We start from the raw sequence: 15,127 nt of genomic DNA on the forward strand, positions 1-15,127 counted from the left end.
ATGGTAAACAAGGATATTTTACATGTGTTGGGTCAAAAAATTCTCCCTGGAGAAAGTGCAGAAATCAGTTTTGATGTTGCCAATTTACACACCTCTTCTAGTGTAGATGTCCCGATTTTTATCGAGCGTTCTAAACGTCCTGGACCCACCGTATTATTTACGGCCGGTATACATGGAGACGAAGTAAATGGTGTAGAAATCGTTAGACAACTTATTGCTAAAGGCATAAATAAACCTAAACGCGGTAGCATTATTTGCATCCCTGTTATTAACATTTTTGGTTTTATAAACTTAAAACGAGAATTCCCCGACGGTCGCGATTTAAACCGTGTATTTCCGGGTAACGATAATGGTTCGCTTGCAAGTCAGGTTGCCTATAAATTAATTCATGAAGTAATTCCTTCTGTAGATTATGTAGTCGATTTCCATACAGGAGGCGCTGGACGTTTTAATGCACCACAAATTAGAATTGAAAAAAACAATTTAGAGTTAGACGAACTCGCTAAATCTTTTGGAGCTCCTTTTGTTATGTACTCTAAAAATTTAAGTAAATCTTTTCGTTTTACATGTTCTAAATTAGGCATTCCCATGTTGCTTTACGAAGGCGGAAAATCGATTCATTTAGATCCAAATGTAACCAACACTGGCGTTAACGGAGCCAAACGTGTTTTAGCATATTTAAACATGTTAAACACCAAATTAAAAGCAACTCCTCCTAAAAAAGAATGTGTTTTCATTTTAGAAAGCAGATGGCAACGTGCTAATTATTCTGGTATGTTTAGACCTGCGTTAGACTTAATGTCGGCCAAAGTTAAAAAAGGAGATATTATTGGAAACATTACCGATCCCTACGGCAAGTTTAACGATTTTGTAAAAGCAGAAATTAGTGGTTACATCATTAATGTAAACGAGTCGCCAATTGTATATCAAGGTGATGCACTTTTTCATATTACAAGAAAATTGAAACAATAATTCATGACTAAATCTGAGTTAAGAAAACATTACAAAGCCAAACGCGAAGCACTATCTTTAGAGACTTGCGACGATTTAAGTATAGATATTTCTAATCAGCTTTTAACATTGCCTATTTGGGATAAATCGTTCTACCATGTATTTTTAACCATAGAAGAACAAAAAGAAGTAAACACCGAATTTATTCTGAATATCCTTTCCGGAAAAGATAAAAATATAGTTATTTCTAAAAGCGATTTTAAGACCGGATTAATGCATCATGTATTACTTACAGATGCCACAACTATAAAGAAAAACACGTATAATATCCCTGAACCTATTGATGGTATTCCTATTCCCAATTCGAGTATTGAGGTTGTTTTTATACCGCTTTTAGCGTTCGACAGTACAGGAAATAGAATTGGATATGGCAAAGGCTTTTACGATCGATTTTTAGACGCTTGCAATCCAGATGTTATAAAAATTGGAGTTTCTTTTTTTGAGGCTGAAGCTGAAATCTCTGATGTTTACGACAGTGATATTCCTTTAAACTACTGCGTTACTCCAAATCAAGTATACACGTTTTAAACCTAAAAAAAGCCCGCAATATATAATACTGCGAGCTTCTCTATTGGTCTTAAATTTACCTTATTCTGTTAATCCTCTATTTTTCAACATCGGTTTAATATCTGGATCTTGACCTCTAAACTCATGGTACAGTTTTTCAAAATCTTCAGTATTTCCTCGAGATAAAATCATATCACGAAAACGCTGACCATTTTCAGGTGTTAGTCCGCCGTTATTTTCAAACCATTCATATGCATCATGATCTAACATCTCTGTCCATAAATAGGCATAATATCCAGCGGCATAACCGTTACCCCAAATATGTAAGAAATACGAAGAACGGTAACGCGGTGGCACAGCACTTAAATCTAAATGTGTACGTTTTAAAGCCTCTTGTTCAAAAGCATCTGCATCTTCAATCTTGTTGTCTGTAGTAATTGTATGCCATTGCATATCTAAACTAGCCGCAGAAACCACCTCTGTTAAAGCGTAACCTTGATTAAACGTAGAAGCTTTCTTAATCTTATCTATTAAAGCTTGAGGCATAGGCTCTCCTGTTTTATAATGCTTGGCGTAGTTATTTAAAATACTAGGATACAATGCCCAATTCTCATTAAACTGCGAAGGGAACTCTACAAAATCTCGTGGTGTATTTGTCCCTGACAAACTCACGTATTCCTGATCTGCAAAGAAACCATGTAAGGCATGTCCGAATTCATGAAACATAGTAATAACATCATCAAAACTCACTAAGGCAGGTTGTTCTGCAGCAGGTTTTGTGAAATTACAAACATTGTAAATCACGGGCTTAGTCCCTAACAATTTAGATTGATCTATAATATTACTCATCCAAGCACCACCAGATTTATTATCACGTTTAAAGAAATCGCCATAAAACAATCCAATCTGGCTACCATCTTTATCAATAACATCGTAAACACGAACATCTTCCTGATATACTGGTAAATCTTTACGCTCTTTAAAAGTTAAACCATATAATTGATTCGCTGCATAAAACACACCATTTTCTAACACATTCCATAGCTCGAAATACGGTTTAATTTGACTATCGTCTAAATCGTAACGTTCTTTTCTAACCTGTTCTGCATAAAAATTCCAATCCCAAGCTTCTAAATCAAATCCGCCGTTTTGTTTATCGATCAAACTTTGTATATCGGCCGCTTCAACTTTTGCTTTAGCTGTGGTTGCCGGCACTAATTGATCTAAAAAGTCTTGAACAGCTTTCGGTGTTTTTGCCATTTGGTCCTGAAGCTTCCATGCTGCAAAGTTTTCAAACCCTAAAATTGAAGCTTGTTCTGCACGGATTTGGGCTATACGTTCTATAATGGCTCTGGTGTCGTTTTCGTCAACTTGTTCTGCACGGTTCCAAGAATTTTTAAATAAGGTTTCACGAGTTTCACGATTCGTTAAACTTTGTAAACTTGGTTGTTGGGTGGTGTTTTGTAACGGTAACGTCCATTCCGTTTTATCTTCGTTTGCTGCTGCATCTATTTCTGCTTCAGACAAACCTGCCAACGCGTCTTTATTTTCTACAACTAAAGCACCTTCTTTTGCTGCAGCCATTAACTGATTGGTAAATTTGGCACTTAAAGTCGCTACTTCTCCATTGAGTTCTCTTAATTTTAATTGATCTGCTTCTTCCAGATTTGCACCCGACAACACAAAACGTTGGTAGTAATTTTCTACCAAGTGTTTAGATTCCGAATCTAATCTAAGCGATTCTCTATTATCATATATAGATTTAACGCGTTTAAACAATTTTGAATTTAAATAGATCGCATCTTTATGCTCTGCAAATTTAGGTGCCAAAACTTCTTCAATCGCTTGTAATTCTGGATTTGTATTTGCTCCAGACAATAAATTAAATACGTTTCTAACTCGAGATAATAACTGACCACTCTCTTCTAAAGGAATAAAGGTATTCTCAAAAGTTGGAGCTCCAGGATTATCTAAAATCTCTTTCATTTCACTTAATTGAGCTCTCATACCGGCATCCATAGCAGGAAGAAAATCTGTATTTCTTATCTTATCGAAATCTGGAGCTTGAAAAAGAAGTTTACTCGGTTCAAAAAAAGGATTTGTTGCTGATAACTCGTCTTTTACTTCTTCAACTTTTTTAGTCTCTTCCTGACATGAAGTTGTTAAAATTACAACGGCGAATAAAGCAAACACTGATAATTGTTTCATAGGTTTTAAACTTTATTTAAATAATATATTAAGTGTTTTATGGATGCGCTTTCAATGATTTTCTAAAACTACATCTATTTTAAATATCACATACTGATTAATGCACGATGTAATACTTTTTAAGCTTAAGGATTAATTCTTCGGAAATGCTTTTTTATTGAATACCAATAACATTACAAATCCGGTACTAATAGCGACATCGGCCACATTAAAGACGGGCTCAAAAAACGTAAAGTAACGTCCTCCCCAAAAGGGCAACCATGCTGGCAAATATCCTTTCCAAAGCGGAAAGTATAACATATCTACCACTTTCCCATGCAATAGCGTTTCGTAACCTCCATCCGCGGGTAAAAATGATGCAATTTGTCCGTGACTGTCGTTAAAAAGAACGCCATAGAATACAGAGTCTATAATATTCCCTAAAGCACCTGCAAAGATTAAAGCAATGGCTAAAGTTAATAAATAGTGTCCCTTACTTTTTACGGTAGCATATAACCAATATCCTATCCCGAAAATGGCAAAAATCCGAAAGACTGTTAAAGACGTTTTGGCTGTTCTATCTGTGATGGACGAGGTAAAATCACTTATTTTAGTTCCCCAGGCCATGCCTTCATTTTCAATAAAATAAATTCTGAACCAGTTAAAAACGGTAATATCTTCCCCTAAAACAAAATGTGTTTTAATATAAATTTTACTTATTTGATCGATGAATAGTACAACGACAATAAGTAGACTCGCTTTTTTTAAGGACATGCTTTGGGTTTTCAGCAAAAATAAGAATATTATTCTGTTTTAATTACACTAATACTGCCTTGAATAGACTTTAAATGCAATTGATTTTCTCCTGGAATTAAATTTTGAAGCGCTACAGCTCCATGTCTAGACGTAGCATGCACCGTTGCATAATTAGTTTCGACATAAATAGCGCCATTAATAGTATTAACTGTTGCAGAACCTAGAAATGATAACAATTTACACTGACCTTGATTTAGCTCGATAAAAGCAGAAGTAAAAACACCTTCAACCTCAACACTTGCAATGTCACTTATTACAACAAGATTTAGATTTTCAGGAATTTGAATATCAAGTTCAATAGACATCACTTTATGTGCGCTTAACTTATCGTTATCTGCTTCAAATAAAGGCTGAAATCTAGTTACAATATAAAGAGAATCCTGTTGTGTTCTGGTTACAACTAACATCTCTTCACTATGCTCGCCTTCCATTTTAGTCTGTATTTTAATCTGACTAGATGTTGAAGCCACAATTTGAATATTAAAACAATTTGCACCGTCTATATATAGTGTAGAGATATTTTGAGCATCAATTATTTTATCGACCCGTTTTTGAGCGCTCAATAAGGAACAACTTAAGCCAATAATAATTAATAATATAGATTTCATAAAAAAGTAAAAAACGCCTTTACATCAAGATGTAAGGCGTTTTATTTATAGTTTTTAAGTATGCTTATTGCATATTTTTAGCTTCAATACTAAGTGTGGCATGTGGTACTAATTTTAAACGTTCTTTGTTAATTAATTTACCTGTAACACGGCAAACTCCATACGTTTTATTTTCTATTCTAATTAAAGCGTTTTTTAAATCGCGAATAAATTTTTCCTGACGAATTGCTAACTGCGAATTCGCTTCTTTACTCATTGTTTCGCTTCCTTCTTCAAAGGCTTTAAATGTAGGAGACGTATCGTCTGTTCCGTTATTTAAATCGTTTTGATATGCGCTTTTTATTAAGTCTAAATCATGTTTAGCTTTTACAATTTTATCCTGAATTAACTCCTTAAATTCTGCTAAATCCTTATCGGAGTATCTTACGTTTATGTCTACGCTCATATTGTTAGTGTTTTTCAATAAACAACTTGGTTTCAATATCATCAAAAACAATTTCGATACCGTCGTTTATAAGATCCATAATTTCAAGTTCGGCGGTTAGGGTCTCTGCCTTAATATATTCTAAATTTGTTGCTACAGCATTTACAATCTCATCGTGTTTTTGAAGTTTAACCGAAATACGGTCTGTTACTTCGAAGCCAGAATCTTTACGTAAATTTTGTATTCTGTTAATTAATTCTCTCGCAATTCCCTCTTTTCTTAATTCCTGAGAAATCGTAATATCTAAAGCTACAGTTAAATTACCTTCGTTAGCAACTAACCATCCTTCAATATCTTGCGATATAATTTCAACATCTTCACGACCTAAAGTAATACTTTTTCCATTAACATCAATGTTTATAGTACCTGTTTGCTCTATTTTTTTAATATCTTCTGAAGTCATTTTCGCTATTTCACTAGCTATCAACTTCATATCTTTTCCAAAGCGCGGTCCTAAAACTTTAAAATCTGGTTTTATTTGTTTTACTAAGATGTCTGATGCGTCTTCTAACAGCTCAATATCCTTAATATTAACTTCATGCTTAATTAAATCGGCAACCGCTAAAATCTCTTCTTTCTGTTCCTTAGTATCTATAGGAATCATGATTTTCTGTAACGGCTGGCGTACTTTAATTTTTTCTTTAGCACGTAATGATAATACCAATGACGAGATAACTTGTGCTCGACCCATTTTACGTTCTAACGATTTATCTATAATCGCTTCATCGCATACCGGAAACTCAGCCAAATGTACACTTTCAAATGTTTCTTTTTGTGTCACTTGTGTTAAGTCTCGGTAAAGTTTATCCATGAAAAATGGTGCAATTGGCGAACCTAATTTTGCAATGGTCAGCATACATGTGTATAGTGTTTGATAAGCCGAAATCTTATCTTGCTGATAATCGCCTTTCCAGAAACGTCTTCTACTTAAACGCACATACCAGTTACTTAAATAGTCTTGTGTAAACTCAGAAATGGCGCGTGCTGCTTTTGTTGGCTCGTATTCTGCATAATATTCGTCTACACGCTGAATAAGTGTATGTAATTCTGATAAAATCCAACGATCTAATTCCGGGCGCTCTGCTAATGGAATATCTGGTTCGCTATACGTGAATTTATCTAAATTAGTATATAAACTGAAGAATGAATAGGTGTTATATAATGTTCCGAAGAATTTACGTTTTACTTCTTCTATTCCTTCTAAATCAAATTTTAAGTTGTCCCATGGGTTTGCGTTTGCAATCATATACCAACGGGTAGCATCTGGACCGTAATTTGAAAGCGTGTCAAAAGGATCGACCGCATTCCCTAAACGCTTCGACATTTTTTGTCCGTTTTTATCTAACACTAATCCGTTAGACACTACGTTCTTATAGGCTACAGAATCGAACACCATAGTTGCAATCGCGTGAAGCGTATAAAACCACCCACGTGTTTGATCTACACCTTCTGCAATAAAGTCTGCTGGATACGATTCTTTTCCATCAATTTTTTCTTTATTTTCAAACGGGTAATGCCATTGTGCATATGGCATAGAACCTGAATCGAACCACACATCTATCAAGTCGCTTTCGCGTTTCATTGGTTGTCCTGAAGCAGACACTAATGTAATTTGATCGACAATGTTTTTATGTAAGTCTAATTGTGCATAGTTTTCTTCAGAATTATTTCCGACTTCAAAACCTTCGAAAATATCTTTTTCTAAAACACCAGCAGTAACAGCTTTAGCCATTTCTGCTTTTAATTCGGCCACAGAACCAATACATATTTCTTCTTTACCATCTTCAGTTCTCCAAATTGGTAATGGAATTCCCCAATAACGAGAACGCGATAAATTCCAGTCGTTAGCATTTGCTAACCAGTTTCCGAAACGACCTGTTCCTGTAGATTTTGGTTTCCAGTTAATGGTATCATTAAGTTCTACCATACGCCCTTTAACGTCCGTTACTTTAATAAACCAAGAATCTAATGGGTAGTATAAAATAGGTTTGTCTGTTCTCCAACAATTTGGATAACTGTGCTTATATTTTTCAACCTTAAAGGCTTTATTTTCTTCTTTTAATTGAATAGCAATCTCAACATCTACAGAACGCTCTGGCGCTTCACCATCCTTATAATATTCGTTCTTTACATATTTACCTGCATATTCTGCCATTTCGGGTCTAAACTTCCCTTGTAAATTGACTAACGGCACTAAATTTCCGTTTTCATCTTTTACCAACATCGGTGGAATTTCTGGTACGGCTTGTTTAGCAACCAAGGCATCGTCTGCACCAAACGTAGGCGCTGTATGTACAATTCCTGTTCCGTCTTCTGTCGTTACGAAATCTCCAGCAATAATTCTAAAGGCATCTTCTGGATTATCGTTTGGTAAAGCGTAAGGCATTAATTGCTCGTACGAAATACCTACTAAATCTTTTCCTTTAAATTCTTTTACAACGTAAAACGGAATCTTCTTATCGCCATGTTTGTAATCTAACAATGCAGGCTTAGCGTCGACTTGAAAAAACTTACCTGCAAATTGTTTTGCAAGCAATGGTTTTGCCAATACCACATTCATAGGTTCGAAAGTGTATTGGTTATAGGTTTCTACTAAAATGTAGTCAATTTTATTTCCAACAGTTAAGGCGGTGTTACTTGGTAACGTCCAAGGCGTGGTTGTCCAAGCTAAGAAAAAGATATCACCTTCGTCTTGTAAAAAGTCTGGCAACGAATCTGCATTCGCTTTAAACTGTGCAACGATAGTCGTATCGGTAACATCTTGATACGTTCCTGGCTGATTTAATTCGTGAGAACTTAAACCTGTACCAGCTTTTGGAGAATATGGCTGTATTGTATACCCTTTGTAGATTAACTTTTTGTCGTAAACCTGCTTTAGTAACCACCAAACACTTTCCATGTATTTTGGTTCGTAAGTAATATATGGATCGTCCATATTTACCCAATATCCCATTTTTTTGGTTAAATCGTTCCAAATACCTGTATAACGCATTACAGCTGTACGGCAAGCCGCATTGTAATCTTCTACAGAAATAGTTTTCCCGATATCTTCTTTGGTAATCCCAAGTTCTTTTTCTACTCCAAGTTCAATTGGTAAACCGTGAGTATCCCAACCTGCTTTACGTTTAACCTGAAAACCTTTCATGGTTTTATAACGCGGAAAAATATCTTTAATAGAACGCGCTAAAACGTGATGCACACCTGGTAAACCGTTTGCAGACGGAGGACCTTCAAAAAACACAAAGGGTTCGTGTCCTTCTCTTGTGGTAATGCTCTTTTCAAATATATTTTCCGATTCCCAAAAATCAAGAATTTCTTCTGCGACGTTTGGTAAGTTAAGACCTTTGTACTCAGGAAATCTCATGCTCATGCGTTCTATTTTCTTATAAGAACGCGAAATTAATGAATTTTAAGAAAACAGCGGTGTTAAACCACAAAAAAACCGATTGAAAATAATCGGTTTTAAAATTTACTTTTTTACTTGTTTTTATATTCGTTTTGAAAGCGTTTTGCCTTTGTTAAAAGCAAGTCCTGCTCTTTGGAATCTATATTAGAACTGGATATAATTTTGCCCTTGTAAAGATATATTTTCTTTTCATCGGCTGCAGATGATTTTACCGTTGCAGCAACTAACGCATTGTCTTTAAAATAATAACTTTCAGTTCTAAAATTCCCGGTCTCTTCAATATTTTTAATGCGATACAAATCTTTGGTTTTCGCATCAAAATTTACATAATATTTAAATATTCCTAAATCTTCTTCTCCATTAGCATCTGTTAATGCACCGTCTTGAAAAGTCTCTTCTAAAGATTTATCTTGATCTATTTTAGACATATAACTATCTAAACGGTTAACTAAGTCGTCTTTATTAACCTGTTTACTTGATCCGCAAGACCAAAGCATTACACCTATTATAAATAATAAAATTCCCTTTGTTTTCATATTCGTTTGTTTTGATAATTGCAGATAGACTTCTGCTATAAAACCAAAGGTAAAAGGAAACCCCCGAACAGATTGTCGGGGGTTTAAAAATTTTTAACTCTAATGCTTTCAGTTACCAGATTTTAACTCTGTTTTCGGGTTCGATAAACATATTATCTCCTGCTTTAATACCAAAGGCATCGTAAAATGCATCTACATTTAAAAGCGGTTGTACGGCACGATTCATTCCTGGAGAATGCGGATCTGTTTTAATTTGATTCTTTAAAGCATCATCTCTATATAAACTTCTCCAAACGGTTGCCCAAGACATAAAGAAACGTTGTTCTGCAGTATACCCATCTATTGGCTCTGGTTTACCGTTTTCTTTAAAGCTCATTTGTAAAGCATCGTAAGCAGCGTTAACACCACCTAAATCTCCGATGTTTTCACCTAAAGTAAATTCACCATTAATAAACGTTTCTGGCAACACTTCTAAACTGCTGTACTGATCTGCTAAAGCTTTTCCTAGTTTTGTAAACTCTTCTAAATCTTTATCTGTCCACCAATTGTTTAAGTTTCCATCTTTATCGTATCGAGATCCTGAATCATCAAAACTATGAGAAATTTCATGTCCGATTACAGCACCAATTCCACCATAGTTTACAGCATCATCTGCTTGGTAGTTGTAAAAAGGCGGTTGAAGAATAGCCGCAGGGAATACAATCTCGTTATACGATGGGTTGAAATATGCGTTAACTGTTTGTGGAGACATTCCCCACTCAGACTTATCTACAGGCTTTCCTAATTTATCAATATCGTCTTGAAAATTCCATGCTCTTGCATTTTGCATGTTTTCAATATAACTTCCTCCTGCTTCTGGACCAGCAATTTCTAAAGCAGAATAATCTTTCCATTTGTCTGGATAAGCAATTTTTATAGTAGTTGCTTTAAGTTTTTCAATCGCTTTTACTTTAGTGTCTTCACTCATCCAAGACAATGCAGAGATTCTATTTTCAAATGCTTTAATTACATTTTCGATCATTTCTTCTGCTTTCGCTTTCGCTTCTGGCGGGAATTTTTTATCTACATATAATTTCCCTAAAGCTTCACCTACCGTTCTGTTAATAGTTTGTAATGCTCTCTCGTCGCTAGGACGTTGTTTTTTTGCACCACGTAATGTTTTGCTATAAAACTCCCAACTTGCATATTCTAAATCTTGGCTTAACATACCTGCAGACCTATTAAGTATAGACCAACGTAAATATGCTTTCCAATCGCTAACATTATCTTTAGCCAAGATAGACTGAAGTGCTTTTATATACTGAGGCTGACTAACAATTACAGTGTCTAAATTTTTAGCACCAATCCCGTCAAAATACGCAGACCAATCTATAACTGGAGCCATTTTTTGTAAATCTGAAACTGCTGTAGGATTGTATGTTTTTCTTCTATCTCTTAATTCTACTTTATCCATTTTAGGCTCTGCTAAACTGGTTTCGAAAGCTAAGATTTGTTTGGCTTGTGCATTTGCAGCCTCTTCAGAATCTCCTAAGAATTGAAGCATACGAGTTATGTAAGCGACATATTGCTCTCTTTTTTCTTTAGAATCTGCATCGTCCTTTACATAATAATCACGATCAGGAAGACCTAAACGTCCTGTTCCTAAATTGGCTACGTTTTTATTACTGTCTTTTGCATCTGAACCGACTCTAAAACCAAAAAATCCAGCACCACCTTTAGGCTCCATTTCAATAATGTAAGCTTCTAAATCTTTAACAGAGTTAATCGCATCTATTTTAGCTAAAACAGGCTTTATAGGATCTATTCCCGCTTTATTTCTAGCAACGGTATCCATAATTGTCTCATAAAGAAATACGGCCTTTTCTTGATCTGATCCGGGAAGCACGTCTATCTTTTCTAGATCTTTGTCATCGGTCATAGCCGCTTTTAAAATACCTAAAACATCTTCGTCTGTTTTTTGTCTTAACTCATCAAAACTTCCCCATCTTGATCTGTCATCTGGAATGGTATTGTTTTTAAGCCAATTTCCGTTTACGTGTTTAAAGAAATCATCGTTAGCTTTTACAGAATTGTCCATATAATCTAAATTGATTCCTGGCACAACTTCTTCTTTAACTGTCACCTCTGCTGTTTCTTTTTTAGCCTCGTCTTTACAAGCTGTTAAGCTTCCAAAAGCAATGGCACTAAGCACAGATAACTTTAAAATATTAGTCTTCATTTATTTAAGTTTGAATTAGTCTTTTTTAGTCATGTTCCTTGGAACACTTACAAATTGTAGTCGGTCTTTAAACCGAAATGTTACTACTAAATATGAATTTTAACTAAAATCACACAATTAAGTCTACTAAATCTTCAATTTTAGAAATTAATTGAATTTTAATAGCCTTAGGTTTTAAAGTGATTTTATTATACTTAGACACAAATATTGTTGAAAACCCAAGTTTTTCGGCTTCCTGAATACGTTGTTCTACACGTTGTACAGGACGGATTTCTCCGGACAAACCAACTTCTGCAGCGAAACAAAAATCTTTAGCCAGCGATTCGTCTTCGTTTGAAGATAGAATAGCAGCAACAACAGCTAAATCTATTGCAGGATCATCGACAGTAATTCCGCCAGTAATATTTAGAAAGACATCTTTTGCTCCTAATCTAAACCCGGCACGTTTTTCTAAAACAGCCAACAACATATTTAAGCGTTTAGCATTAAAACCTGTTGCAGAACGTTGTGGTGTTCCATAAACAGCTGTACTCACTAAAGCCTGCACTTCTATCATTAACGGACGCATACCTTCTAAGGTTGCGGCAACTGCATTTCCGCTTAATTCTTCGTCTTTTTTTGAAATTAAAATTTCCGATGGGTTTGACACTTCTCGTAATCCAGAACCTTGCATTTCGTAAATGCCGAGTTCGTTAGTAGACCCGAATCGGTTTTTATTCGCTCTTAAAATTCTAAACACATGATTGCGATCGCCTTCAAACTGAAGTACAGTATCTACCATATGTTCTAAAATTTTTGGGCCGGCTATATGTCCATCTTTAGTAATATGCCCAATTAAAACTACAGGTGTAGAGGTCTCTTTAGCGAACTTGATAAGTTCTGTAGTACATTCTTTTATTTGTGAAATACTTCCGGAAGACGATTCGATATAATCGCTATGTAAGGTCTGAATAGAATCTACAATAACAATATCGGGTTGCAAAGCTTCAATTTGTTTAAAGATGTTTTGCGTTTTTGTCTCGGTTAAAATATAGCAATTGCTATTATTTGGATTAATGCGTTCTGCACGCATCTTAATTTGTTTCTGGCTTTCCTCACCAGATACATACAATGTTTTGTAGGGTAATTTCAACGCCACTTGCAGTAGCAATGTACTCTTACCTATGCCGGGTTCTCCTCCCAAAAGCGTTAGAGATCCGGGTACAATTCCGCCACCTAAAACGCGATTAAATTCTTCATCAAAAGTATCTAATCTCGCTTCCTTAGAGGCATCAATTTCATTAATTAATAACGGTTTCGAGCTTTGTTTTACAGCACTTGAAGATGGCGTTTTCCAATCGTTTTTCTCAGGTGTCTGGATTACTTCTTCAACAATAGTATTCCAGGCTTTGCACGAGTTACATTGGCCTTGCCACTTTGCGTATTGTGCGCCACAACTCTGACAGAAAAATGTGGTTTTAACTTTCGCCATTAATATCCAAAATCTGCTTTAAGTCGGTTTGCTCGCTCTATCATATCATCTTTAGTTAAACCTGCAATCTCATCAAAAATATAAGACGATTGGTAGGTTTTCATCGCTTTCTTAGGCTGATTGGTTTCTTCGTAAAAACGTGCTAAATAATATTGACCCAACATCGTTTCCGGATATGATTCTCTTGCCATTTTACCCAACTCTTGAAAATCCTTAAATTCAGATTTCTTTTCAATAGCTGCGGCTATAGCTTTAAAATCGTTTACCAAAATGGTTTTATCTACACCGTACAATTCTTTAATAGATTCGTATTTATTTTTCAAATAATCTATAGCAGGCTCGTCTGAAGCCATAATGTCTTTTTCAAACTCTCTTGAAGTAATCGGTTGATATACATAAAATATATTCTCTAACGCTTTAGGTACAGCCTGAGCTACTATAGAATAATGTGTTAAGCCTTCAAACTCGTCGTACTGATATTTTAAGTAGTCGTTTTCTTTATTTTTTATAGCTGTATTTAATAAGTGTGTTCCTTTTTTAACAGACTCTATATCGTCTGTAGTAGTCGCTAAATAGTAAAAGGTTTTGCGATCCATTTTACCTAAACGATCCGGAATATATTTTGTCATATTCGGAGCCAATTCTGGACTAATTACAATGTAAGACTGAAACAATGGTTTGTCTTTTAATAAATAGTAATTAATAAAATTTGCCGTAGCGCCATGACCAATAGCCAATTTAAAATCTTCGGTTCTATATTTTTCTTGAATAAATGGCAATAATTCCATTCCTATAAATTCGAAAAATTTTGCACTACTATCAATTGGCAGAGAGTTTTGTTCAGAAAACATAGTGTCATTATATCTATGTTCAATCTGGTTTATACCCACTACAATTACTTCAGGCACATCTTCCCAATACGAATAATAGTCTACATTACCCGCAACAACTTCAAACATGTAATCGCCATCGAACACTATTACAAGCGGATATTTTTTATCAACATTTTCGCTGTAATTTCTAGGTAGTTGAATTTTTAATTTTCTGGTCGAGCCAAGTTTTTCTGATTGAATCGTTTCATATATAGCTTGCGCAGAAACTAATTGACATGAAAACAGTAATAAAAATAGGTAAAGTATTCTTTTCATCATAAGCGAGGTTAGTCCTACGCAAGGTATGAAAAATACTTTTTTTGTTGAAACAAAATTTCTATGTTAATAAAATATTCTTTTTTAAGGCTATTTTAAATTGAATTTTCTATTATAAACGGGAAGAAATAACAGTGACAAACCACCGCAAACTATGATTAATAACGTCTGTGATGACCACATAATCCAGCCAAACGCAATACTTGGGCCTTCTGCAATTCCGAATAATGAAAATGCAGCATATACCGCAACGGGATAAGACCCAATACCTCCATTTGTAGCTGCAATACTAAAACTTGCAGAAATAAATGCAATTAAAATGGCTCCAAAAGCAATAGGTTGCAACCCGTCTAAGGCAAAAGTTGTAATATAAAACATGAGTACATACATGGCCCAAATAAATAAGGTATGTGCTATAAAAGGCCATTTTTTCTTCATTTTAAAAATACTTAAAATACCTTCTAATAACCCTAAAACAAAAGTTCTAATTTTAACCGCTAAAGTAGAATGACTTGTTCTGATGTAAATTAAAAAAGCGATACCAAACACGGCAAGCCCAACCATTCCAATAATTACTTTAGATACATTGAATTTTGAAAGGAAGAAATTAAAAATAAAATCGAATTGCAAACATAAGGTCACCAAAATAATACTAAACATGACAATTAGATCTGCTATACGCTCTGCAACTACTGTCCCAAAACCCCTATCAAAAGGGACGCCTTCATAAGTTGT

The 15,127-nt window shown here is 34.9% G+C and carries 12 protein-coding genes; 2 read left to right on the plus strand and 10 right to left on the minus strand.

Translation table 11 applies throughout. The annotated features are described in order from the left end of the window. Together AST99_RS14950 and AST99_RS14955 are read left to right on the plus strand one after the other, a co-directional pair. Positions 1-972 carry a succinylglutamate desuccinylase/aspartoacylase family protein gene (locus AST99_RS14950; RefSeq protein WP_057783056.1) on the plus strand — a complete coding sequence of 324 codons (972 nt, stop codon included), beginning with the start codon at positions 1-3 and terminating at the stop codon, positions 970-972. A gap of 3 nt (positions 973-975) precedes the next feature. Beyond that, entirely contained in the window at positions 976-1,539 is a 564-nt protein-coding gene (locus tag AST99_RS14955; RefSeq protein WP_057783058.1) for a 5-formyltetrahydrofolate cyclo-ligase, read from the plus strand. A gap of 60 nt (positions 1,540-1,599) precedes the next feature. Here AST99_RS14955 and dcp read toward each other — a convergent pair whose 3' ends face one another. From dcp to AST99_RS15005, 10 genes are all read right to left on the minus strand, one after another. After that, positions 1,600-3,726, minus strand: coding sequence for a peptidyl-dipeptidase Dcp (dcp, locus tag AST99_RS14960; RefSeq protein WP_057783060.1), 2,127 nt, complete (start codon positions 3,724-3,726; stop codon positions 1,600-1,602). 132 nt (positions 3,727-3,858) lie between these two features. Next, a complete protein-coding gene (locus AST99_RS14965; RefSeq protein WP_057783062.1) occupies positions 3,859-4,479 on the minus strand; it encodes a lipoprotein signal peptidase in 621 nt (206 codons plus the stop codon). Between the two features lie 29 nt (positions 4,480-4,508). Continuing rightward, positions 4,509-5,129 (minus strand): hypothetical protein, encoded by a 621-nt coding sequence (locus AST99_RS14970; protein WP_057783064.1) that lies wholly within the window; start codon positions 5,127-5,129, stop codon positions 4,509-4,511. Positions 5,130-5,193: 64 nt separating this feature from the next. Beyond that, positions 5,194-5,574, minus strand: a complete 381-nt coding sequence (locus AST99_RS14975) for a TraR/DksA family transcriptional regulator (RefSeq protein WP_057783097.1) — start codon at positions 5,572-5,574, stop codon at positions 5,194-5,196. Positions 5,575-5,578: 4 nt separating this feature from the next. Beyond that, on the minus strand, positions 5,579-8,983 hold the full coding sequence (gene ileS, locus AST99_RS14980; protein WP_057783066.1) for an isoleucine--tRNA ligase: 3,405 nt from the start codon (positions 8,981-8,983) through the stop codon (positions 5,579-5,581). Positions 8,984-9,090: 107 nt separating this feature from the next. Further along, positions 9,091-9,555, minus strand: a complete 465-nt coding sequence (locus tag AST99_RS14985) for a hypothetical protein (RefSeq protein ID WP_057783068.1) — start codon at positions 9,553-9,555, stop codon at positions 9,091-9,093. 112 nt (positions 9,556-9,667) lie between these two features. Continuing rightward, a complete protein-coding gene (locus AST99_RS14990; RefSeq protein WP_057783070.1) occupies positions 9,668-11,773 on the minus strand; it encodes a M13 family metallopeptidase in 2,106 nt (701 codons plus the stop codon). Positions 11,774-11,882: 109 nt separating this feature from the next. Then, on the minus strand, positions 11,883-13,244 hold the full coding sequence (gene radA / locus AST99_RS14995; RefSeq protein ID WP_057783072.1) for a DNA repair protein RadA: 1,362 nt from the start codon (positions 13,242-13,244) through the stop codon (positions 11,883-11,885). Next, positions 13,244-14,392 carry an alpha/beta hydrolase gene (locus AST99_RS15000; RefSeq protein WP_057783074.1) on the minus strand — a complete coding sequence of 383 codons (1,149 nt, stop codon included), beginning with the start codon at positions 14,390-14,392 and terminating at the stop codon, positions 13,244-13,246. The genes radA and AST99_RS15000 overlap by 1 nt, the downstream gene beginning before the upstream one ends. A gap of 90 nt (positions 14,393-14,482) precedes the next feature. Beyond that, a partial coding sequence (locus AST99_RS15005) for a lysylphosphatidylglycerol synthase domain-containing protein (RefSeq protein ID WP_057783076.1) occupies positions 14,483-15,127 on the minus strand: 645 nt, incomplete at its 5' end.

This window comes from Formosa algae (assembly GCF_001439665.1).
Taxonomy (GTDB): Bacteria; Bacteroidota; Bacteroidia; order Flavobacteriales; family Flavobacteriaceae; genus Formosa; species Formosa algae.